Genomic DNA, 20,772 nt, shown 5'->3' with positions numbered 1-20,772 from the left:
CCCGTGCGACATTCCGACGCGCGCCGTTCGCTGGGAGGATGACCCGATGAGTCTGAGATGGCCGACGGAGGCACCCTGCGCGGGACGTGTGCGGCTACGCGCGTTCACGGCAACCGACGCGCACCTGGTGGCCGAACTCGCCGCCGACTCCTACATCCCCACCATCGGCTCCGTACCGGCCAGGGTCGACAAGGACGGAGCTGCGGCGTGGATCACGCGCCAGCTGGCCCGGTCGGAGCAGGGCACCGGGTACTCGTTCGCCGTGGCCGAGCGGGCCACCGACCGGGCGGTCGGCAACGCCGGCCTGTCCCTGCGTGCCCTGGACCAGGGCCGGGCGAGCGCGGGGTACGCCATCGCACCGTCGTCTCGCGGGCGTGGGTACGCCACGGACGCGTTGATGGCGCTGACCGCCTTCGCCTGGACGATCGAGGGCCTCCACCGGGTCGAGCTGTTCATCGAACCGTGGAACGTCGCCTCCGTCCGCGTGGCCGAGCGGTCCGGATACCGGCAGGAGGGTCTGCTCCGCTCGCACCAGGAGATCGATGGCGTGCGGCGGGACATGATCGTGTGTGCAGCGCTCCGAGCGGAGCGATCAGGCACTCAGCAACCGCTCAGACGAAGTCCTCGCGCATCGGGCTGAACAGGTCCAGCAGCACTCCGGCCTCACGGCAGACACACCCGTGCTCGACGTTGCTGGCCTTGAGCATCGAGTCCCCGGCGCGGACGGTCCGGATGACGCCGTCGATCTCGAACTCGAAGACTCCACTGACCACGTAGGTGATCTGGGTGTGCGGATGGTGGTGCAACGGGCCGACGGCGCCGGCCTCGAACGTGTTCTCCACACACATCGTGTTCCGGTCGTGGGCGAGCACCCGCCTGGTGACGCCCTCCCCCGCCGCAACCGGCACGACATCCTGGCGCAGGACCCACCGTTGATCGATCATGGACACACCCTACGGCTCGCCAGGCGGCTCGCAGGATGCCGCCCGCCCCGGGGGACCGGCTGTACCTACCGGTGGCGCGACCACTCGAAGAGCAGGTCCCCTGCGGCCAGCGCGCCGGTCCCGACGAGCCGGAGCTCCGCGGGCACCCCCTCGAGAGCGACGACCGGGCACACCGGGGAGCGTCCGCCGTCGGCGATCAGCCGGGGCGAGAAGGTGACCATGGGCTGACGGACCTGTACCTGGTCGCCCTCGGCGACATGCAGGGTGAATCCCGCTCCCTCGAGCTGGACCGTGTCGATGCCCAGGTGCACCAGCACCCCCTGGCCCGAGGCAGCCACCAGCACGAACGCATGCGGGTGCAGCTTGAGCACCCGTCCGCAGACCGGTGCCATCGCCGTCACCGGCTCCTCGGTCCTGGGCGGGTCGATCGCGAGGCCGGGGCCGACGAGCTCCTGCGCGAAGACCGCGTCCGGGACCTCGGCCATCGGCAGCACGGTGCCGGGCAGCGGCGCGAGGACGGGCAGGCTCACGGCACTGCTCAGGCCTGCTCGGCCAGTTCGTGCGTCAGCGCGGTCACGAGGGAAGCGAACCGGGCGTTGCCGGGCAGATCCTCGACGAGCACGGCCCGATCGCCGCCGTCGGCCAGCGGGATCTTCCAGTTCGGGTACTCCGTGTCGGTCCCGGGCTGGTTCTGCGCCCGGCGCTCGCCCACCGCATCCGCGAGCGAGACGCCCACCAGCACCGACGGCGACCGGGCGATGAACCGGTGCAGGGCCTCCACGATCTGGCGCTCGGTCGGGCCCTGCGGCAGCAGGAACCGCTCACCCAGGGCCGCCAGCATCCGCTCCCGCTCGATCCGGGCCGCCAGTCGGACGCGCTCGACCGGCTCGGTCAGCAGCCCGAGGCGGTTGCGCAGATCGACGTGCTCCTCGGCCAGGTAGCCGGCGGTAGGGGGCAGGTCGTGGGTGGTGACGGTGGCCAGCACGAGCTCGCGGTAGTCCTCCGGGGGGCGGGGGCGGCCGTCCTCCTGCTCGAACCAGAGCACCGAGGTGCCCAGGATGCCGCGCTCGCTGAGGTAGTCGCGCACCCACGGCTCGACCGTGCCCAGATCCTCACCGATGACCACCGCACCCGCGCGGTGAGCCTCCAGGGCAAGGACCCCCACCATCGCCTCGTGGTCGTAGCGGACGTAGGTCCCCTCAGCCGCTCCCGCACCCTCCGGGATCCACCACAGTCGGAACAGGCCCATGATGTGGTCGACCCGGAGGGCGCCGGCGTGCCGCAGGGCCGTGCGGACCAGGTCCCGCAGCGGTGCGTAGCCGGACTCGGCGAGCGCATCGGGCCGCCACGGTGGCTGCGACCAGTCCTGACCCTGCTGGTTGTACATGTCCGGTGGCGCCCCCACGGAGATCCCGCGCGCCAGCACGTGACGCATCGACCAGGAGTCGGCGCCCTCGGGGTGCACACCTACGGCCAGATCCTGCATCACCCCGATCCGCATCCCGGCTTCCCGGGCGACCCGCTGTGCCCGCGCCAACTGCTCGTCGGCGACCCACTGCAACCAGCAGTGGAAGGAGATCCGGTCTGCGAGCCGGCGTCTCAGCGCGGCAATCGCTCCGGAGGTGGCCCCATCGCCGAGTGGCCAGTCCTCGGCTCCGAAGCTCTCCCGGGCGGCGCACCAGAGGGCGAAGTCCTCCAGACCCGGCCCCTGCGCGGCACGGAAGCGGTCCAGCTCACCCTGCCGGGACCGGCTCCGGCCGGCGGCATAGATCGTCTCCAGCGCCGACTTCTTCTCCTGCCAGACGCCATCCCGGTCCAGGGGTGAGGTCTCGGTGTTGGTCGCCTGGACCGACTGCGCGCCCCATTCCAGCAGCGTGCGCTGGTTGTTTGGCAGGTACGCCGCCTCGGGAACGTCCTCGGGGCGGATGTAGATCGGGTTCACGAACCTCCGGGTGACCGGTAGGTACGGCGAGGGGGTCATGGGTGTGGTGGGCTCGGCCGCGTGCACCGGATTGATCAGCAGGAAGTCCGCGCCGACCTCCGCGCCGATCGAGCCGATCTCGGTGAGGTCGGCGAAGTCGCCGATGCCCCAGGACCGACGCGAGCGAACCGAATAGAGCTGGGCCATCAGACCCCAGGCGCGACCGCCCAGGTCGCTGCGTAACGAGGGCAGGGTCAGCGTTGCGGGGGTGATGGCGAGCGGGCTGCTGCTCACCTCACCCTCGAGGCCCACCTCGGCGACCAGCTCGTGCCAGCCGAGCGGGAGGTCCGCAGGGAGGGGGAAGGTCGCCTCCCCGACGGTCCGGCCGTCGACCGTGCGCGGCTCGACCCATCGGTCGACCTGCTCGAGATCCACCCGGCCGCCGGACTCCAGACGCACATGCGCACGCACGTCCGTGCCGTGCTCGACGTGCACGGCAACCGTGGAGAGACTGCCCTGCCGCGCGATCACGCAGGGCGGCAGGACCCGGCGCCACGGAGCAAGCTCGGCGCGCTCGAGCTCGCGGCGGATGCCGTCGTCGGTGTCAGCGGCCACCCCCATCGCGGCCAGCACCGCGCGGACCGTTGCTGCGGAGGCATCACGGCGCTCGCCGTGGAAGTCCCAGAAGTCCGTCGCCACGCCGTAGGCAGCCGCGAGCGCACGCAGATCCTCGCTCGGTGCGTCAGTGCTGTGGTCCGTCACGGCGTGGTCCAGCGCTCCCCATCAGTCGGTCAGCGGCTCTCGGCCGCTCTCTAGCGATGTACTGGCCACGATCGTGCCAGAGTCGGCGGACGCCTCGCGCAGGCGTCCGACGGCGGAGGGCTCAGTCCCCCGAACGCAGGCCGTCGATCTCCTCGGCGAGGTCGTCCGCCTCCGGACCCACGACCACCTGCACCACGCGCCCGGAGCGAACCACACCGAAGGCACCGTGCGAACGCAGGCCGTCCTCATTCACGAGCCCCGGGTCGGTCACCTCGACCCGCAACCGCGTGATGCACGGCTCCAGGTCGACCACGTTGCCGTCGCCACCCAGGGCCGCGAGGAACTCCTCAGCCTTCGTCACGTCCACTCCTTGATCGTCACACCGTTCGACCTGTTGATCGGCAGGCTCTGCATCGTGCCTTGTGATGCATCCCACTCTACAACCGCGTAGCCGTGAGCACCGCCCGGCTGGACAATGATCTGCAACCGACGACGGGGAGGCGATCCATGACGCACGGCGACCCAGCGGTGGTCATCTCGGGAGCCGGTGTCTCACCGGGACGCGCTGCCGGCCCGGCGGTCTGGATGACCAGCGCGGCGGGTGAACCACCGAAACGGCGCAGCTCGGCGGATCCGGAAGCCGGCTGTGCAGCCATCGCGGAGGCGACCCACGCCGTCGGGCGCGATCTCGCCACCCGTGCGGAGGCCACCGAAGGCGCGGCCCGGGACGTGCTCGAGGCGACCGCGCAGATCGCGCAGGACCCCACCCTGGTGCGCGATGCCCAGCACCGCGTGCGCGAGAACAGCCTCAGTCCCGAACGTGCGGTCTGGGAGGCCGCCGGCGCCGTGGCCGACCAGTTCGAGTCGCTCGGGGGATATCTCGCCGAGCGGGCGCGGGACGTGATCGACGTTCGGGACCGGATCGTCGCCCACCTGCTCGGTGCCCCGACGCCCGGGGTGCCCCGGCGGGAGGACCCGTTCATCCTGCTCGCGCGCGATCTCGCTCCGGCCGACACCGCCCAGCTCGACCCCGAGGTGGTGCGTGGACTCGTGACCGAGGAAGGCGGGCCCACCTCCCACACCGCGATCCTGGCGCGCGCCATCGGCATTCCGGCGGTCGTCGGCGTGGGAGCGGCTCTGGCCGAGGTCGGCGCCGACACCATCGTGCTGGTCGACGGCGGCGCCGGCCAGGTACATCTGGACCCGCCGGCCGATGCCGTCGCCGCAGCCAGCGAACGAGCGGCTGTACGTACCTTCACGCCTCCGGGCGCGACGCTGGACGGCTATCGGGTCGAGCTCCTGGCCAACGTCGGCGAGGCCGATGACGCCGAACCGGCCGTGCGGGCGGGCGCCGAGGGGGTGGGCCTGTTCCGGACCGAGTTCTGCTTCCTGGACCGCGACAGCGAACCCACGGTCGAGGAGCAGGTGGCCGCCTACAGTCCGGTCCTGGCGGCATTCGCCGGCAAGAAGGTGGTGGTCCGCACGCTCGACGCCGGCGCGGACAAGCCACTGCCCTTCCTCACCGATGCCGATGAGACGAACCCGGCTCTCGGAGTACGCGGGTACCGCACGGCGTGGCAGAACCCCGAGGTGCTCGACCATCAGCTCACGGCCATCGCACGCGCGGCCAAGCAGCACGAGGCCGACGTCTGGGTGATGGCGCCGATGGTCAGCCGGGTTGCCGAGGCGGAGGACTTCGTCACGCGATGCGCCTCGCACGGTCTGCAGACGGCCGGGGTGATGGTGGAGGTCCCCAGTGCCGCACTGCTCGCCGGACCGATGCTCGCCCGGGCCGCCTTCGCCTCGATCGGGACCAACGACCTGGTGCAGTACACCCTCGCTGCCGACCGGCTGCTCGGCGCGCTCGCGCCGCTGTCGACGCCGTGGGACCCGGCCGTGCTGCGGCTCATCGAGCTCACCTGCGCCGGCGGTCGGGCGCAGGGCCGGCCGGTGGGCGTCTGCGGCGAGGCTGCCGCCTCACCCGCCCTGGCTGCCGTGCTCGTCGGTCTGGGGGTCTCGAGCCTGTCGATGACCCCGCGCGCCCTCGGCGACGTCGCGGCACTGCTCGGCAGCGTCACCCACGAGCAGTGCCAGACGGTCGCCGGCCTCGCCCTCGCCGCCGAGAGCGCCGAGGACGCACGGCGCGCCGTGCGCGGCGCCCTCCCGGTCCTGACCGAGCTGGCCCTGTAGCCGCACGCGTCGCCGTCGGGACGATCTACGCTGGGACGGTGAGCACCCAACCCGAGAGCGCTGCGGGAGGCCGGCCAACCCTGGGCCTGTCCGCCGCGGGTCCCTCGCGCAGCACACCACAGCCCTCGTTCTACGACGCGATCGGCGGAGAGGACACCTTTCGCCGGATCGTGCGCCGCTTCTACGAGCAGGTGGCGGTGGACGACCTGCTGCGCCCCATGTACCCCGAGGCCGACCTCGGCCCGGCCGAGGACCGGATGCGGATGTTCCTCGAGCAGTACTGGGGCGGGCCGACCACCTATTCCCAGACCCGGGGTCACCCGCGGCTACGGATGCGCCATGCACCGTTCCGCGTCTCCCCCGCCGCCCGCGACCGCTGGCTCGATCTGATGCGGGTGGCGGTCGAGGAGGCCGATCTGGCGCCGATCCATCGCGCCACCCTGTGGGACTACCTGGAGCGCGCCGCGCACTCCATGGTGAACACCTTCGAGGAGGAGTGATGACCGAGCCCGTCGAACAGCCGATGCCACTGACGGCCGTGCTCGCAGCACTCGATCTCGAGCAGACCGACGAGGACACGTTCGTCGGTGCCTCGCTCCCGCAGCTCCACGGCCGGGTCTACGGCGGCCAGGTGCTCGCCCAGGCGCTGCTCGCCGCGGGCCGCACCATGGCCCCCGAGCGGTTGCCGCATTCGGTGCACGGGTACTTCCTGCGGCCGGGCGCCCTGGACGAGCCGATCACCTTCGCGGTGGAGCGACTGCGGGACGGTCGTTCCTTCAGCGCGCGCCGCACCCACGCCGTGCAGTCCGGGAAGCCGATCCTGTCGATGATCGCCAGCTTCCAGGAGAACCAGCCCGGTCTGGAGCACGCCGACGCCATGCCCGAGGTACCCGGCCCGGAGTCGCTGCCGAGCTCGGTGGAGCTGTTCGGCTCTCTCGACCACCCGGTGGCGCAGTTCTTCTACCGCAACGGCGCTTTCGACATGCGTCATACCGACGGCAACCTGTTCACCGGGCCGGCGGAGGAGCGCACGGACCGTCAGCAGCTCTGGATGCGGGCACGCGGACCCATCCCCGGCGGCCAGCTCCACCACCGCGCCATGCTCGCCTACGCCTGTGACCAGGTGATGCTCGAGCCGATCATGCGCCGTCACGGGTTGTCGTGGATGTCCCGCGAGGCGAGCGTCGCCAGCCTCGACCACGCGATGTGGTGGCACCGGGACGTCGACGCCGGAGAGTGGCTGCTCTTCGTTCAGTCCTCACCCTCGGCCCGAGGTGGCCGGGGGCTCGGCGAGGCGAAGGTCTTCGACCGGGCGGGCGCTCTGGTCGCGACGATCGCGCAGGAGGGCATGCTCCGAGTACCGGAGCGCGGCTAGCCCTCCGCGCGCGCGGCCCGAACGGCCGATCGGATACCCGAGGGGTCGTGTCCACGTCCGGCCGAGGCCGGGTGCTCGGCCACGGCACGCGCGGCGACGGCGACCGGTGCCTGCGCGAGGAGGCTCACCAGTGCCGTGCGCACCTCACCGGCTTCCCGCAGCACCTCCCGGCAGCGGTGCTCGTCCTCGCCGGTGGCCTGGACCAGCATCCGCACGATCCGCGCGTGCAACTTCTCGTTGGTGGGGAGCACGTCGATCATCAGGTTCGAGAACGTCTTGCCGAGCCGGACCATCGTCGCGGTGGAGAAGGTGTTGAGCACGAGCTTCTGTGCCGTGCCCGCCTTCATCCGGGTGCTCCCGGTGATCACCTCCGGGCCCGTGTCGACCAGAATAGCGACGTCGGCGAGCGGCGTGAGGGTGGCACGCGGGGTGCAGGCGATCAGTCCGGTGCCCGCACCCCGTGACCTGGCATACTCCAGCGCACCGGCCACGTAGGGGGTGCGGCCGCTGGCCGCCAGACCCACCACCAGGTCGCGGGCCTCCACATCGGCCACGTCCGCGGCGCCGGCGCGCGGATCGTCCTCGGCGCCCTCGACCGGGGCAGTCATGGCCTCGGCACCACCGGCGAGGAAGGCGCTGACCTGGTCCGAGCCCACCCGGTAGGTCGGAAGCAGTTCCACCGCGTCCAGCACGCCCAGCCGCCCGGAGGTGCCTGCTCCCACGTAGATGATCCGCCCACCCGCGGTCAGGGCCTCGACCGCCAGGTCCACGAGCGCGGCGATCTGCTCGCCGACGGCCGCCACCGCCGGGACGACGGCGGCGTCCTCGGAGGTGATGAGGTGGACCAGGTCGGCCGACCCGAGGGTGTCGATGTCATCGGTGTGGGGGTTGCGATCCTCCGTGGCGGAGTGCACGCGGAGCGGGGTCTGGAGCGGATCGTTGGTCATGGCTTCTCTCCCGGAGCGCAGGCGGCGACGGCGGCACGGGCGCCGGCGCGCGCGATGCCGTGGATCTGGACGGTGTGCGGATGGTCGGGAGCGGCCGCAGGCACTCCGACGTGAACGAGGACCGCCTCGGGGTGATCGGCCAGCAGCCGCCGGGCGTGCTCGTCGTACTCGCGTGCCACGATGGCCAGACGCCTGCCCGGCGCGACCTCGTCCGGTGCGAGCGGGACGAGTCCGAGGGCAGTGGTCAACTGGTCGAGGACCGGGCCGGAGGTCGCACCGGCCGCCTGGTCCCACCGCGTGACCAGGTCGATCACGGCGTCACCCGGGCGCAGTTCGACATCACCGCTGACCCGCACCGAGCGCCGGGCGGCCTCCAGACCGACCTTCCCGGCTCGGGTGCGGGCGCGCTCGGCGGCGGCGAGGTCGTGGGCCCTTGCCCGCCGCGGCAGGGCGCGGACGCGACCGGCGGCTTCGCGGACGCGCTCGTGGTCGAGCTCACCGGCCTCGAGCGCCGCCTCGATGTGGTCGCGCACCTCGGCGAACCAGGCGCCGTCGTCGGGGACCTCGGCCGTCGATCCGAGGCACAGCAGATCGGCCCCTGCCGCGAGGGCCCGCACGGCAGCCCGGCCCACGCCGTCACCCGAGACCGCTTGCATGTCGAGGGCGTCCGTGACCACAGGACCGGTGAAGCCCATGGATCGCACCCGGGCGATCACCGCCTGCGACAGCGACGCCGGCGCGCCGGGGTCCCAGGCGGGCACGATCAGGTGACCGACCATCACGGCATCCATCCCCTCGTCGAATGCTTCGACGAAGGGCGGCAGGTCCCTAGCAGTGAGCTCACCGTCGGTGACGTCGACCGTGGGCAGCGCGAGATGGGAGTCGACATCGGTGTCGCCGTGTCCGGGGAAGTGCTTGCCGCCGCTGAGCACGCCGGCTGCGCGCAGCCCGCGGACCACGGCCCGCCCGTGCCGGGCCACCAGGGCAGTTCCAGGGCCGAACGAGCGGGCCCCGATCACCGGGTTGTCGGCGCGGCTGGCGACGTCGAGCACGGGGGCGAAGGTCACGTCGATGCCGCAGGCAGCGATCAGCTCCCCCATCGCTCGGGCACAGTGCTCGGTGAGCTGCGGATCGTCGACGACGCCGAGGGCAGCGGGCGTGGGCAGGTCCGATCCTGTGGACGCCTGGAGCCGGGAGACGTTGCCGCCTTCCTCGTCGATGGCGATCAGCAGGTCCGGACACGCATCGCGCAGGGCTGCCGTGAGCCCCGTCGTGGTGTCCAGATCGGGGGTGTTCTGTCCGAACAGCAGCACGCCGGCGAGGCCATCGGCCTCGCGCACCCACGCCGGAACCTCCGTGCCGGAAAATCCCGGGAGGAGTACGGAGTGGACATCGTGGCGCAGGTCGCCGGTCATGGGGTGCTCCGTCGGGTCACGCCCGACACCCTATCGGCCCGTCGAGACGATGTGACCAACCCCTCATTTCGGCGCCATCACGCCGCCCTCTTTACAGTCGTCTCATCATTCGGACCGATCTGGACGGGTGTGTGGGGTCGCACCCTGCCTCGCGATCTTTCCGCAGCACCTCAACGGTGACGCGAGCCGCTCCGGGCCCGGCGCCACGGCCGGAGGCCTGTGCGCCGGTTCCCTTCCGTCGGCGCAGTGGCTACCGTAGAAACCCGTATGGCGACTACATCAGCAGACGCGACCTCTTCCACATCGACCGACGACCTGCACATCCGCAGCACGGTCGTCTCCGACGGCGCAGCCATGTGGACACTGGCTCACGAGTGCGGGCTGGATCTCAACTCCTCCTACGCGTACCTGGTCTTCGCCGCCGACTTCTCGGCGACCTGCCGGATCGCACTGCTCGATGGCGAACCCGTCGGGTACGTCCTCGGCTACAGCCCCCCAGAACGCGGCGACCACGTGTTTGTCTGGCAGGTGGCGGTGAGTTCACGAGCCCGCGGTCGGGGCCTGGCGCGCAGGATGCTGGACCACTTGCTGGACGGGCATCCTGAAGGCACCGTGCTCGAGGCGACGGTTGAGGAGTCCAACGAGGCCTCCCGCGCCCTCTTCGCCGCAGTGGCGCGCGCCCGCGGCGGGACGCTCACGTGGACCGACGGCGTCCTCGCCGAGCACTTCCCGGACGAGCACCCGAGCGAGCCGCGCCTGCAGATCACCGGGATGGGACGGCCCAGCTGAGTTCGCCGGGCCAGTGCACACCGCCATACGACCATCCACGTTCACTGATGAAGGCTGACCACAGCCGCGACCACGAGAGAATGGCATGAGTCTGATGACGACCGATACGACGGCGCTCGAATCCGACGTCCGTAGCTACTCCCGCTCCTGGCCGGTGGTGTTCGACCGCGCACAGGGCGCCACCATGTACGCCGAGGACGGTACGGCCTACCTCGACTTCTTCGCGGGAGCAGGCAGCCTCAACTACGGGCACAACAACCCGCACATGAAGCAGGTGCTGCTGGACTACCTCAGCTCCGACCGCGTGGTGCACTCCCTCGACATGCTCACCACCGCTCGCAGCGAGTTCCTGCAGACCTTCTCCGAGCACATTCTCAAGCCGCGCGGCCTCGACCACCGGGTGATGTTCCCCGGCCCGGGCGGCGCCAACGCCGTCGAGGCCGCCCTGAAGCTGGCTCGCAAGATCACCGGCCGGGAGGCCGTCGTGAACTTCACCAACGCCTTCCACGGGATGACCCTCGGGGCGCTGTCGGTGACCGGGAACTCGATGAAGCGCGGTGGTGCCGGCATCCCGCTGGTCCACGCCACCCCGATGCCCTACGACGACTACTTCGACGAACGGCACGAGGTGCCTGACTTCCTCTACCTGGAGCGTCTGCTCGAGGACGCCGGCTCGGGCTTGAACGAGCCGGCCGCCGTCATCGTCGAGACGCTGCAGGGAGAAGGTGGGATCAACAGCGCCCGGGTCGAGTGGCTGCAGGGCCTGTCCGAGCTGTGCAAGAAACACGGGATGCTGCTCATCGTCGATGACATCCAGATGGGTTGTGGCCGGACCGGCCCGTTCTTCAGCTTCGAGGAGGCCGGCATCGTGCCGGACATCATCACCCTCTCGAAGTCGATCAGCGGCTACGGGTTGCCCCTCGCGCTGACCCTGGTGCGTCCCGACCTGGACGTCTTCGAGCCGGGCGAGCACAACGGCACCTTCCGCGGCTTCGCGCCGGCGTTCGCCACCGGGTCCGAGACGATCCGGCGCTACTGGAGCGACGACAGCCTCCACCAGTCCACCCTCGCCAAGGGCCTGGTGATCGAGAGCGCGTTCAACTCCCTCGTGGCCAAGTACCCCGAGGCGAACCTGATGGCCAAGGGGCGCGGTCTGGCACGCGGGCTGCAGTTCGGTGAGTCCGACAAGGCCGGCGCGGTCGCGAAGGCCTGTTTCGAGCGCGGGCTGCTGGTCGAGACCTCCGGTCCGGAGGACGAGGTGGTCAAGCTCCTGCCGCCGCTGACGCTGACCGACGAGGAACTGACCCGCGGGTTGGACATCATCGCCGAGTCGGTCGCCGCCGTACTCTCGGCCTGAACCTCACCCTCCCCCTGTCCGGCCGCGACGGCGGCCTCTGACCCCGAAAGGCAGAATCCCCATGCTCGTGCGTAGCATCGATGAGATCAACGACACCGACGCCGACATCAAGACGCCGAACTGGCGCAGCAAGCGCATCGTGCTCGCCAAGGAGGGAGCCGGCTTCTCGGTCCACGAGACCACGCTCTACGCGGGCACCGAGAACGAGTTCTGGTACGCCAACCACATCGAGGCGGTCTTCGTGGTCGAGGGCGAGGGCCAGATCGTCGATCTCGGCACCGACGAGGTGCACGATCTCAAGCCGGGTTCGCTGTACCTGCTCAACAACCACGACAAGCACCGCGTGCTTCCCCGCACGGATATGCGTACGGTGTGTGTATTCAATCCTCCGGTGACCGGTCGGGAGGTCCACGACGAGAACGGGGTCTACCCGCTGGTCACCGAGGAAGCCTGAACCTCACGCGGGGGATGCGACCCCTCGCCCGTCCCGGCCGGGGCAGGCGAGGGGACGCAGCCTTCGACGTCGGTGGGCCCGCTGCGCAGGATGCGGTGGGCAGGAAAGTTCACGACACCCGGGACGAACCGGGAGAAGGGAATTGGCCATGACCACCACGACGATCCAGCAGGATCTGTACCCGACCCGTACCGGAGACGAACCGGGCGCGCCGTTCGACCGGGAGCACCGCACGGTGTGGGGCTCGGTCGAGGATGGGCCGTTCGGCTCCGAAGAGCTCGACGCCCACGCCAAGCGCGGCTTCAGCATTCTCCCGGAGTTCATCTCCGGTGAGGAGATCGAGCTGTACTCCTCGGAGTTGCGCCGGCTCTCCGCCGACCCCGAGCTCGAGGGCGACCCGCGGGTGGTCGCCGAGAAGTCGACCGGGGCGGTTCGCACCGTCTTCGAGGTGACCAAGCTCAGCGAGGCGATCGATGCCCTGAGCCGTGATCCGCGGGTGCTGGACCGGGCGCGTCAGTTGCTCGGCTCCGAGGTCTATCTCCACCAGACACGGGTGAACTACATGCCCGGTTTCAAGGGGAGCGGCTTCTACTGGCACTCCGACTTCGAGACCTGGCACGCCGAGGACGGGATGCCACTGCCGCGTGCGGTGAGCTGCTCGATCGCGCTGACGCCGAACTACCCGTACAACGGCGGGCTGATGGTGATGCCGGGGTCGCACCTCACCTATGCTCCGGGCGTGGGCGAGACCCCGGCCGACAACCACGCCTCCTCGTTGAAGGAGCAGAAGGTCGGCGTGCCCAGCGAGGAAGCCGTCACCCAGATGGCTCACCGGTACGGGATCGACCAGTTCACCGGGCCGGCCGGTTCGGCGCTCTGGTTCGACTCCAACATCATGCACGGCTCGGGCAACAACATCACCCCGTTCCCGCGCTCCAACGTGTTCATGGTGTTCAACTCCGTGGAGAACACCCTCGGTGATCCCTACGCCGCACCCGCACCGCGGCCGGAGTACATCGCCAGCCGGGACTTCAGCCCGCTGCGCTGAGCCGGGCACACGTGCGAAGGGCGGTCCGATGGTCACCATCGGGCCGCCCGTTCGGCATTTCCTCACCGGCGGATCAGCGCCGCCGGAACTCGATCGGGTCTCCCTCGAGCTCGGCCAGCGCCCGGCGCTCGTCGTCATCGAGGCGACGGGGCCGCCCGCTGTCGGCATCGACCATGACGATGGATGTCGCCGCCCGGGCTGCGAGCTGACCGGTGGGCGAGAGCAGTTCATAGCAGACGTCCAGGCTTGCTCCCCCGACCCGCCCGATCCACAGCTCGACGACGGCCGGTTCGTGCGAGTGCCCCAGCGGGGCGAGGTACTCGATCTCCTGCCGCGCCACCAGCGTGTAGCTGCTGGCATCCGGGCCGCCGGCGAGGACGTTCGTGCCGCTCGCGGTTTCCCCCTTCGCCCAGAAGGTCGCGATGCGCGCCTCCTCCAGCAGAGTCAGCATCGCCGCGTTGTTGACGTGACCGTAGGCGTCCAGATCGGACCAGCGCACCGGCACCGGCACCCTCACCCGCGCCACGTCAGTCCCGGGTCAGCTTGCGGTAGGTCACCCGGTGCGGGCGGGCCGCCTCGGGACCGAGCCGTTCGACCTTGTTGGCCTCGTAGTCGGCGTAGTTGCCTTCGAACCAGTACCAGTTGGCGGGATTGTCCTCGGTGCCCTCGTAGGCGAGGATGTGCGTCGCGACCCGGTCGAGGAACCAGCGGTCGTGGGAGATCACCACGGCCGAGCCCGGGAAGTTCAGCAGCGCGTTCTCCAGGCTTCCCAGGGTTTCGACGTCGAGGTCGTTGGTCGGTTCGTCCAGCAGCAGCAGGTTGCCGCCCTGCTTAAGGGTGAGGGCGAGGTTGAGGCGGTTGCGCTCTCCACCGGAGAGAATGCCGGCGGGCTTCTGCTGGTCGGGCCCCTTGAAGCCGAACTGCGAGACATAGGCGCGCGAGGGGATCTCCACGTTGCCGACCTGGATGAAGTCCAGCCCGTCGGAGACCACCTCCCACAGTGACTTGTTCGGGTCGATACCGCCGCGGCTCTGGTCGACGTAGGAGATGTCGACCGAGTCTCCGATCTTCAGGTCACCGTCGTCGAGCGGTTCGAGCCCGACGATCGTCTTGAAGAGGGTCGTCTTGCCGACTCCGTTCGGGCCGATGACGCCGACGATCCCGTTGCGCGGCAGGGTGAAGGAGAGCCCGTCGATGAGCTGACGCTCACCGAAGCCCTTCTCCAGGTCGGAGGCCTCGATCACCACCGATCCCAGCCGGGGACCGGGCGGGATCTGGATCTCCTCGAAATCGAGCTTGCGGGTGCGCTCGGCCTCCGCCGCCATCTCCTCGTACCGGGAGAGACGCGCCTTCGACTTCGCCTGGCGGCCCTTGGCCGAGGACCGCACCCAGTCGAGCTCGTCCTTGAGGCGTTTGGCGAGCTTCGCGTCCTTCTTGCCCTGGATGTCCAGGCGCGCCGCCTTCTTCTCCAGGTAGGTGGAGTAGTTGCCCTCGTAGGGGTAGAGGCGGCCGCGGTCGACCTCGGCGATCCAGCCGGCGACGTGGTCGAGGAAGTACCGGTCGTGGGTCACCGCGATGACGGCGCCGGGGTACTTCGCGAGGTGCTGCTCGAGCCATTGCACGGACTCGGCATCGAGGTGGTTGGTCGGTTCGTCCAGCAGCAGCAGGTCCGGCTGCTCCAGCAGCAACTTGGCCAGCGCGACCCGGCGGCGCTCCCCTCCGGAGAGGTGGGTGACGGCCTCCTCGGCCGGAGGCAGCTGCAACGCGTCCATCGCCTGCTCAAGCTGGGAGTCCAGGTCCCAGGCGTCCGCCGCGTCGATCTCTGCCTGCAGGCTTCCCATCTCGGCCATCAGCGCGTCGAAGTCGGCGTCCGGCTCGGCCATCAGGTTGCCGATCTCGTTGAAGCGGTCCAGCTTCGCCTTGATCGCGCCCATGCCTTCCTCGACATTGCCCAGGACGGTCTTGTCCTCGTTCAGCGGCGGCTCCTGCAGCAGGATGCCGACGGAGAAGCCCGGAGCGAGCCGCGCCTCACCGTTCGAGGGCGTGTCCAGGCCGGCCATGATCTTCAGGATCGTCGACTTCCCGGCACCGTTGGGCCCGACCATGCCGATCTTCGCGCCCGGCAGGAAGGACATCGATACGTCGTCGAGGATGACCTTGTCACCGTGCGCCTTGCGCGCCTTCACCATCGAGTAGATGTACTCGGCCACAGTTCTCCCAGATCAGTTCGGGTGGATCGCACCACCCAGCCTACGGCCCTGAACGGCGTGTGGTGTACGTGTGGCCGAGCCACCTGCCTCAGGCGCTGACCTGCTCCACCAGCGACGCGTTGCTGCCCTCCCCCGCATCCGCCTCGCTGCTCTCGGTCTCGCTCCCCCAGCCCTCGGGCACCTCCTGCATGCCGGAGACGTCGGGTGCGGGCGCGGCGGCCGCGGCCTTGTCCGCCTGCTCCTTCGCCCAGCTGCTGCGGCGCACGCTCGCCTCCGCGTGACGCAGATCGGGCCCGAAGGCGTTCGCGATGACGGTGGCGCTCCACCGGTCCTCACCCTGGCTCGTGCGGTACTCCTCGTGCTCGAGCCGGCCCCGGGCGAGGACCGCATCGCCCTTGCGCACGCTGTTCGCGACATTGGCGGCGAACTCGCCGAAGAACTTGACGGCGAACCATTGTGTGGTGCCGTCCGACCACTGTCCTTCGCGATCACGGATTCGCTGGGTGCTCCCGACGTTCAGGCGCAGGTACGGCACCTTTCCCTCACTCTGCACCAGGGTGGGGTCGTGGCCGATGTAGCCGCGGATCGTGACGTCCACCTCGTTGACCATGGTCTCTCCTGACCTCCCGCACCGGGCTCTCCGGTACTGAGATCCCAGGGTGGCGGGACGGTACGACGGAGCGTTCCTGCGCCGGTACGGGTTGTGGACACAACGACATCGGACGCGCCGGTGAGCTCTCAGGAGCGCTGACCCTGCGGGTGCCCGTCAGAGAAGTCCCCGGCGCACGACGGCGTGCCGCTGCAGCGGCGCGGTGGTCGGTGCGACCAGGTCGGACTCCACCACGGCGCGGAGTGCGCCGGTGGTGCGTCGCAGGTAGTCCTCGGCCCGCTGGTGACCGGTGGTGCGGCGCTTCCGGCGCGCGACGACGAGGAACGCGATACACACGAAGACCTGGGCGAGGGCCGCGCCGGCCATCGATGCCGCGACGACCCCGGAGGCCGAGGCCACGGCGCCGGCGGCGATCACCAGCGCGATCGCCATCCCACCGATGACCAGGCCGAGCAGCCTCAGTGTCGCCGCCGCCCGATCGCGCGGCGAGGGCAGCGCGGAGTTCGACAACGCCTGCCATACGCGCCGACCGAACTCGTCGGCAGTGGTGACATCGGCGAGCACCTCCGCCGTCCACGGTTCGGGCAGCCCCATGGTGGCGCGGGAGATCCACCGGTCCCGGATCGCCTGGATGCGGCTGCTCGCCGGTTCCTGGACTGGTGCCAGCGCCACCGGCCGGGCGGAACTGACGGCGGTACGCACGGACTCCGCCACCGAGGGCACACCCGACGCGATCGCGAGTTGCTCCGCGGTCTCCTGCGCGGACATCGGCTCCGGGTCCTGTGAGCCGATGTGCACCGCGAGGCGGCGGCTGATCGCTGCAGTCTCGTCCCGCGCGGTCCTCGCCGCGACGGACTCTCCGCTGATCACCCCGGCCAGCAGGGTACGCACGCGCTCGATCCCGGTGCCCTCGCGCGCGGAGACCATCTCGATGCGCACGTCGGCCAGGCCGTCGTCCACGAGCAGTCGGTGCACATCGGCCCGGACCCGCTCACGTGCCGCGTCCGGCAACCTGTCGATCTGGTTGATCACCACGATCATCGCTTCGTGCCGGTCGGTGAGCGCTCGCAGATACTCCTCGTGCAGCACATTGTCCGCGTACTTCTGCGGGTCGACCACCCACACCAGCAGGTCGATGAGGGGGAGCAGCCGCTGCACCTGCTGGGCGTGACCGGACTCGACCGAGTCGTGATCGGGTAGGTCCAGCAGCACCAGGCCCGCAAGGTCGTCCTCGGAGTCACCGTCCAGTGCTGACTCGCGCTGGATGCGCCGGTCCGGTGCCACGTGCAGGAAGTCCAGGAGCGCGGAGGCCTTGCTGCCCCACACGCAGGCGGCTGCCCGCGCCGTCGTCGGCCGGATGACACCCACATCGGCGAACTCGAGGTGGGAGACGGCGTTGAACAGGCTCGACTTCCCCGAACCGGTACCGCCGACCAGCGCGACCACGGTGTAGTCGACACCGAGCTCGAGCCGGCGAGCGACCCGCCGCAGATCGGTGCGCGCGCGGGCTGCGTCCTCGGCAGGGATCAGCGAACCAGCCGCGTCGAGCGCGGCCGCGATCTCCTCGACGCGACGCCCGATCTCGGTACCGACGCCGTCGACCGGGCGAGCGGTCTCGACCTCGTCACTCACATGTACCCCTTCAGTTCGGAGGCTCGCAGGCGCAGGCTGCGGGCGGACTCCTCGTCCACTCCCCTCGCGTCGAGGGTAGCGATGAACGGTTCCGACTCGGCGGTGACCGCCATGTGCGACCACGACCCGAGGTCCTCGGCGAGGCGGGCCACCACGGCATCGCCTCGGTCGCCGAGCAGCCGGGTGACGGCACGGGCGGCGCCGTCCAGCCCGGCGGCAGCCGCCTCGACCAGGGCGATCTTGCCGCTGCGATCGAGACCGGCGTCGTCACCGGAGAAGGCGAGCGTCTCGCACAACTCGGCGACCACATCGTCCCACTCGGCGAAGAGCACGGTCAGGCGCTCGTCCCGCGCCGTCCGGCACTCCTGTGCCGGGACCGACTCCACGAGGTGTCGGCCGGCGTCGGACTGCTGACCGGTCGTCCGGATCGCCCGCTCGGCCCGCTCGGCGGCCTCCTCGATCAACGTGCGGGCAGCCTGCACGGTCACCTCCCGCAGCGAGCGGATCGCCTCGCCACGTGCGGCTGCCGAACGCCGGAAGCGCCAGGACTCGAACAGGTTCGCCGGTGCGGACACGACCGGGGCGAGCGGGCCACCGGTGCTCGCTCCGGCGAGCCAGGCCGTCGTGGGTGCGCCGGTGGCCGCCGCTCCGGCGCTCAGGTCCGCACGGACCTGGTCCGCCGGGGCGACCGCAGCGGCGGTGAGCTGGTTGCGCAGGCTGACCTGGGTGCGCCACTGCTCCTCCAGCGCGAGGGCGACCTGCTGCACGTCCTGGCGCAGCGCCGGCCACGCCCCGCGGACCGTGCGGGCGATGACGCTGCGGGACTGGCTGCGAGCGCCGAGCACGGTCAGCCACTGGGTGAACTCACGGATGCGATCGTCGGGAAGGACTCCCTCGTGCGGGCCGACATCGGCCACCACGAAGAACGGCACGGAGCCGAAGCCCTGCCCCTCCAACCGGTCGAACAGGTCCCGGCGCACCGTGGCGAGAGCATCGGGGTCGACGCGGTTGAGAATGACGGCCAGCGAGACCCCCCGATCGGAGGCTGCGCGCAGGCGTGTCCATGGCACGGCATCCCCGTACCGGGAGCCGGTGGTCACGAAGACCCAGAGATCGGCGAGCTCGACGAGCTGATCGGCCAGGCCGCGGTTGCCGGCGTGCACGGAATCGAGATCGGGCGCATCCAGCAGGGCCATACCGCGCGGTAGCTGTTCGGTGGTGGAGACGGTGGCGACCTCGGTGACCGGGTGCTCGTCCATGAGGTCGGCATCCTTGGGGTGCACCACGAGCACCGGCTGCCGGGTGGTGGGCCTGAGCACGCCGGCCTCACTGATCTCCTCGCCGACGACGGAGTTGACGATCGTCGACTTCCCCGCCCCCGTGGAGCCGCCCACCACGACGATCACCGGTGCCGCGACCTGCTTCAGCCTCGGGAGCAGATGGTGGCGGACCTGGCTGACCAGTCGGTCCCGGCGAGCACGGTGCTCCTCGATGCCCGGGACCTCAAGCGGCAACGACGCCGACTCGACGTTGGCGAGCAGGTGTTCGATCACCTCCACCATCGGCACGCGGCCGGCGAGGTCCTCGAAGGTGTCATCGGGTGCAGAGCCCGGCTCGGGCGACGAGGTTGCGGGAGTCTTGCTCACGTGCCTAGCCTGCCGCCTTACGAAGTCGTGGGCCAACTCACGCCAGTCCTGGCGCGCCGGGGTCCGCTCCTCCTGGCGCTCCAGCGACCCCGTCTCTCGATATCCTAGGCGGACGCCCCCGTAGCTCAATGGATAGAGCAACGGCCTTCTAATCCGTAGGTTGCAGGTTCGAGTCCTGCCGGGGGCACGAGCGAAGCGAATGCACCCGGTACGGACGAGGAGGAGCGCAGCGACGGCCCTGCCGGAGGGGCGAGCGGCTCTAGGCGCAGGCGACGCAGGTGCGCGCCGTGGGGCGAGCGCGCAGGCGCCCTGCAGGAATCGCCGACCCGCACCGCTCACAGATGCCGTACCCGCCCTCGCGAATCCGCTGCTGGGCTTCCTCGATCTCAGCCAGACGCGCGGTCGCGGAGGCGAGCAACGCGCTGGCCTGCGAGCGCTCGAACGCGATCGTCGACCCCTCCGGATCGTGCTCGTCGTCGGTCGCCGTGGACCGCGCCCCGTCGATGATCACTCCGAGGTTTCGCTGCAGCGAGGAGATGACCACCCGCGTGCGCTCGGCTTCTGCCGCCAGCAGCTCCGCGATCTCGGCGCCGCTGCCTTCGCGCGCCAGGTCCTCGCCTCCGGGCACCATGTCAGTCGGCGTGTCGCCGCACGTCCTCGACCACGTCGTCGCTCAGCGAGGCCCGTACGCAGGCCGCAGCCAGTTGCGGCAGTGCCTCCGAGGAGACGAGCCGGACCAGTCGCTCCGCCTCATCCGGGAGTCCGACCTTGGCGGCGCCGTCGAGCACCTTCTCGTCCACGAACGGTGCGAGAGCGGGCCACACGCCCTGCGCCTCGCGGCAGAAGATCGTCGCTCCGACGGAGCCGATGCCCGGGAACTGCTGGAGCGCCTCGTGAATCTGCGCAGCGTCCTTCGCCTCGTCCCGGAGCCGGCGCAGGTCTCCACGGTGACGGTCCAGCAACAGGTGCGCACCCTTTCCGAGGGTGGTGGCGGTGCTCTCGTCGTAGCGGCGGTATCCGCCCTCGCCGAGCGCATCCACCCGCTGCTGCCACGTCGCCTCGACCATGCGTTGCGGAGTCCGGTACCCGGCCCGGGAGAGCGCCTGCGCCGCGCGAACGGCGATATCACCGCTGATGGGGGCTGAGAGCAGCAGGCTCAGTACCAGGAGCCGGTACAGCGGTGAGGGTGTGTCCTTCAGCGTGATGTGGGCCTGGGCGGCATAGGTCTGGCCGTGTCGCTGCAGAAGTACTTCGGCGGTGCGACGTTGTGTCATGAGCGCTCCTCTCGCACCTCACGCTAGGAGCGCACGAGCCGGCCGGCAACGCGAGCGGACGGGCGCCGGGGCCCGCCGACCCGATGTCACAGCCCTGGTCTACTGTCGGCGGCGTCGGTCGGCGGCCGGGAAAGTTCTGGACGGGCCACGGCCGCAGGAGGACCATGGAACTGCTGCGAACGGCAGCGAGCGGTGTGT

Annotated in this window: 21 protein-coding genes and 1 tRNA gene; 9 read left to right on the top strand and 13 right to left on the bottom strand. The window is 70.4% G+C overall.

Features of this window, described 5'->3' with window-relative positions; translation table 11 throughout:
- Positions 1-46: 46 nt before the first annotated feature.
- On the top strand, positions 47-640 hold the full coding sequence (locus tag LQF12_RS05620; protein ID WP_231054997.1) for a GNAT family N-acetyltransferase: 594 nt from the start codon (positions 47-49) through the stop codon (positions 638-640).
- On the opposite strand, the gene LQF12_RS05615 is transcribed toward LQF12_RS05620, so the two are convergent.
- The 4 genes from LQF12_RS05615 to LQF12_RS05600 form a co-directional block, all read right to left on the bottom strand.
- Positions 612-944, bottom strand: coding sequence for a cupin domain-containing protein (locus LQF12_RS05615; RefSeq protein ID WP_231054996.1), 333 nt, complete (start codon positions 942-944; stop codon positions 612-614). The two genes, LQF12_RS05620 and LQF12_RS05615, sit on opposite strands and share 29 nt — an antisense overlap.
- Before the next feature lie 65 nt (positions 945-1,009).
- Entirely contained in the window at positions 1,010-1,474 is a 465-nt protein-coding gene (locus LQF12_RS05610; protein WP_231054995.1) for a PTS sugar transporter subunit IIA, read from the bottom strand.
- An 8-nt stretch (positions 1,475-1,482) separates the two neighbouring features.
- Complete coding sequence (gene malQ, locus LQF12_RS05605) at positions 1,483-3,627, bottom strand: 4-alpha-glucanotransferase (RefSeq protein WP_231054994.1); 2,145 nt, start codon at positions 3,625-3,627, stop codon at positions 1,483-1,485.
- Between the two features lie 121 nt (positions 3,628-3,748).
- On the bottom strand, positions 3,749-4,063 hold the full coding sequence (locus LQF12_RS05600; RefSeq protein WP_290370737.1) for a PTS sugar transporter subunit IIB: 315 nt from the start codon (positions 4,061-4,063) through the stop codon (positions 3,749-3,751).
- Between the two features lie 71 nt (positions 4,064-4,134).
- Here LQF12_RS05600 and ptsP point away from each other — a divergent pair, with 71 nt between their 5' ends.
- The 3 genes from ptsP to LQF12_RS05585 all read left to right on the top strand — a co-directional run bounded on the left by ptsP (position 4,135) and on the right by LQF12_RS05585 (position 7,192).
- The gene (gene ptsP / locus LQF12_RS05595) at positions 4,135-5,817 is read left to right on the top strand and encodes a phosphoenolpyruvate--protein phosphotransferase (protein WP_231054992.1); all 1,683 of its coding nucleotides are present in this window, start codon (positions 4,135-4,137) and stop codon (positions 5,815-5,817) included.
- Positions 5,818-5,903: 86 nt separating this feature from the next.
- Entirely contained in the window at positions 5,904-6,317 is a 414-nt protein-coding gene (locus LQF12_RS05590) for a globin (protein WP_231055528.1), read from the top strand.
- The gene (locus tag LQF12_RS05585) at positions 6,317-7,192 is read left to right on the top strand and encodes an acyl-CoA thioesterase (protein WP_231054991.1); all 876 of its coding nucleotides are present in this window, start codon (positions 6,317-6,319) and stop codon (positions 7,190-7,192) included. The genes LQF12_RS05590 and LQF12_RS05585 overlap by 1 nt, the downstream gene beginning before the upstream one ends.
- On the opposite strand, the gene murQ is transcribed toward LQF12_RS05585, so the two are convergent.
- Positions 7,189-8,139, bottom strand: coding sequence for an N-acetylmuramic acid 6-phosphate etherase (gene murQ / locus LQF12_RS05580; RefSeq protein WP_231054990.1), 951 nt, complete (start codon positions 8,137-8,139; stop codon positions 7,189-7,191). The two genes, LQF12_RS05585 and murQ, sit on opposite strands and share 4 nt — an antisense overlap.
- Positions 8,136-9,554, bottom strand: a complete 1,419-nt coding sequence (locus LQF12_RS05575) for a glycoside hydrolase family 3 N-terminal domain-containing protein (protein ID WP_231054989.1) — start codon at positions 9,552-9,554, stop codon at positions 8,136-8,138. Before LQF12_RS05575 ends, murQ begins: the two co-directional genes overlap by 4 nt.
- 267 nt (positions 9,555-9,821) lie before the next feature.
- Between LQF12_RS05575 and ectA the strand changes: the two genes are divergently transcribed.
- From ectA to thpD, 4 genes are all read left to right on the top strand, one after another.
- Entirely contained in the window at positions 9,822-10,343 is a 522-nt protein-coding gene (ectA, locus tag LQF12_RS05570) for a diaminobutyrate acetyltransferase (RefSeq protein ID WP_231054988.1), read from the top strand.
- A 94-nt stretch (positions 10,344-10,437) separates the two neighbouring features.
- The gene (gene ectB, locus LQF12_RS05565) at positions 10,438-11,700 is read left to right on the top strand and encodes a diaminobutyrate--2-oxoglutarate transaminase (protein WP_435531235.1); all 1,263 of its coding nucleotides are present in this window, start codon (positions 10,438-10,440) and stop codon (positions 11,698-11,700) included.
- A gap of 61 nt (positions 11,701-11,761) precedes the next feature.
- A complete protein-coding gene (locus tag LQF12_RS05560) occupies positions 11,762-12,154 on the top strand; it encodes an ectoine synthase (RefSeq protein ID WP_231054986.1) in 393 nt (130 codons plus the stop codon).
- Positions 12,155-12,302: 148 nt separating this feature from the next.
- On the top strand, positions 12,303-13,202 hold the full coding sequence (gene thpD, locus LQF12_RS05555) for an ectoine hydroxylase (protein WP_231054985.1): 900 nt from the start codon (positions 12,303-12,305) through the stop codon (positions 13,200-13,202).
- A 73-nt stretch (positions 13,203-13,275) separates the two neighbouring features.
- Here thpD and LQF12_RS05550 read toward each other — a convergent pair whose 3' ends face one another.
- The 5 genes from LQF12_RS05550 to LQF12_RS05530 all read right to left on the bottom strand — a co-directional run bounded on the left by LQF12_RS05550 (position 13,276) and on the right by LQF12_RS05530 (position 19,300).
- Entirely contained in the window at positions 13,276-13,728 is a 453-nt protein-coding gene (locus tag LQF12_RS05550) for an acyl-CoA thioesterase (protein WP_231054984.1), read from the bottom strand.
- A 1-nt stretch (position 13,729) separates the two neighbouring features.
- Positions 13,730-15,412 carry an energy-dependent translational throttle protein EttA gene (ettA, locus tag LQF12_RS05545; RefSeq protein WP_231054983.1) on the bottom strand — a complete coding sequence of 561 codons (1,683 nt, stop codon included), beginning with the start codon at positions 15,410-15,412 and terminating at the stop codon, positions 13,730-13,732.
- An 88-nt stretch (positions 15,413-15,500) separates the two neighbouring features.
- On the bottom strand, positions 15,501-16,022 hold the full coding sequence (locus LQF12_RS05540; RefSeq protein ID WP_231054982.1) for a single-stranded DNA-binding protein: 522 nt from the start codon (positions 16,020-16,022) through the stop codon (positions 15,501-15,503).
- A gap of 156 nt (positions 16,023-16,178) precedes the next feature.
- The gene (locus tag LQF12_RS05535; RefSeq protein WP_231054981.1) at positions 16,179-17,654 is read right to left on the bottom strand and encodes a GTPase; all 1,476 of its coding nucleotides are present in this window, start codon (positions 17,652-17,654) and stop codon (positions 16,179-16,181) included.
- Entirely contained in the window at positions 17,651-19,300 is a 1,650-nt protein-coding gene (locus LQF12_RS05530) for a GTPase domain-containing protein (RefSeq protein ID WP_231054980.1), read from the bottom strand. The genes LQF12_RS05535 and LQF12_RS05530 overlap by 4 nt, the downstream gene beginning before the upstream one ends.
- Positions 19,301-19,414: 114 nt before the next feature.
- Here LQF12_RS05530 and LQF12_RS05525 point away from each other — a divergent pair.
- Positions 19,415-19,487, top strand: a tRNA-Arg gene (locus LQF12_RS05525).
- Between the two features lie 72 nt (positions 19,488-19,559).
- Here LQF12_RS05525 and LQF12_RS05520 read toward each other — a convergent pair.
- Both LQF12_RS05520 and LQF12_RS05515 read right to left on the bottom strand, forming a co-directional pair.
- On the bottom strand, positions 19,560-19,931 hold the full coding sequence (locus LQF12_RS05520; protein ID WP_231054979.1) for a TraR/DksA family transcriptional regulator: 372 nt from the start codon (positions 19,929-19,931) through the stop codon (positions 19,560-19,562).
- Between the two features lies 1 nt (position 19,932).
- Positions 19,933-20,574, bottom strand: a complete 642-nt coding sequence (locus tag LQF12_RS05515) for an endonuclease (protein ID WP_231054978.1) — start codon at positions 20,572-20,574, stop codon at positions 19,933-19,935.
- Positions 20,575-20,772 lie beyond the last annotated feature (198 nt).

The organism is Ruania suaedae, assembly GCF_021049265.1.
In the GTDB taxonomy this organism is placed as follows: domain Bacteria; phylum Actinomycetota; class Actinomycetes; order Actinomycetales; family Beutenbergiaceae; genus Ruania; species Ruania suaedae.
This window is presented reverse-complemented; position numbering and strand designations above follow the sequence as displayed.

What these genes read in the sequence shown, in the direction of transcription:
- LQF12_RS05585 (WP_231054991.1), top strand. Translation starts at nt 6,317, where the DNA reads ATGACCGAGCCCGTCGAACAGCCGATGCCACTGACGGCCGTGCTCGCA.
- LQF12_RS05615 (WP_231054996.1), bottom strand. Translation starts at nt 944, where the DNA reads ATGATCGATCAACGGTGGGTCCTGCGCCAGGATGTCGTGCCGGTTGCG.
- murQ (WP_231054990.1), bottom strand. Translation starts at nt 8,139, where the DNA reads ATGACCAACGATCCGCTCCAGACCCCGCTCCGCGTGCACTCCGCCACG.
- LQF12_RS05520 (WP_231054979.1), bottom strand. Translation starts at nt 19,931, where the DNA reads ATGGTGCCCGGAGGCGAGGACCTGGCGCGCGAAGGCAGCGGCGCCGAG.
- LQF12_RS05540 (WP_231054982.1), bottom strand. Translation starts at nt 16,022, where the DNA reads ATGGTCAACGAGGTGGACGTCACGATCCGCGGCTACATCGGCCACGAC.
- thpD (WP_231054985.1), top strand. Translation starts at nt 12,303, where the DNA reads ATGACCACCACGACGATCCAGCAGGATCTGTACCCGACCCGTACCGGA.
- ptsP (WP_231054992.1), top strand. Translation starts at nt 4,135, where the DNA reads ATGACGCACGGCGACCCAGCGGTGGTCATCTCGGGAGCCGGTGTCTCA.
- LQF12_RS05575 (WP_231054989.1), bottom strand. Translation starts at nt 9,554, where the DNA reads ATGACCGGCGACCTGCGCCACGATGTCCACTCCGTACTCCTCCCGGGA.
- LQF12_RS05560 (WP_231054986.1), top strand. Translation starts at nt 11,762, where the DNA reads ATGCTCGTGCGTAGCATCGATGAGATCAACGACACCGACGCCGACATC.
- LQF12_RS05515 (WP_231054978.1), bottom strand. Translation starts at nt 20,574, where the DNA reads ATGACACAACGTCGCACCGCCGAAGTACTTCTGCAGCGACACGGCCAG.
- LQF12_RS05620 (WP_231054997.1), top strand. Translation starts at nt 47, where the DNA reads ATGAGTCTGAGATGGCCGACGGAGGCACCCTGCGCGGGACGTGTGCGG.
- ectA (WP_231054988.1), top strand. Translation starts at nt 9,822, where the DNA reads ATGGCGACTACATCAGCAGACGCGACCTCTTCCACATCGACCGACGAC.
- ectB (WP_435531235.1), top strand. Translation starts at nt 10,438, where the DNA reads ATGACGACCGATACGACGGCGCTCGAATCCGACGTCCGTAGCTACTCC.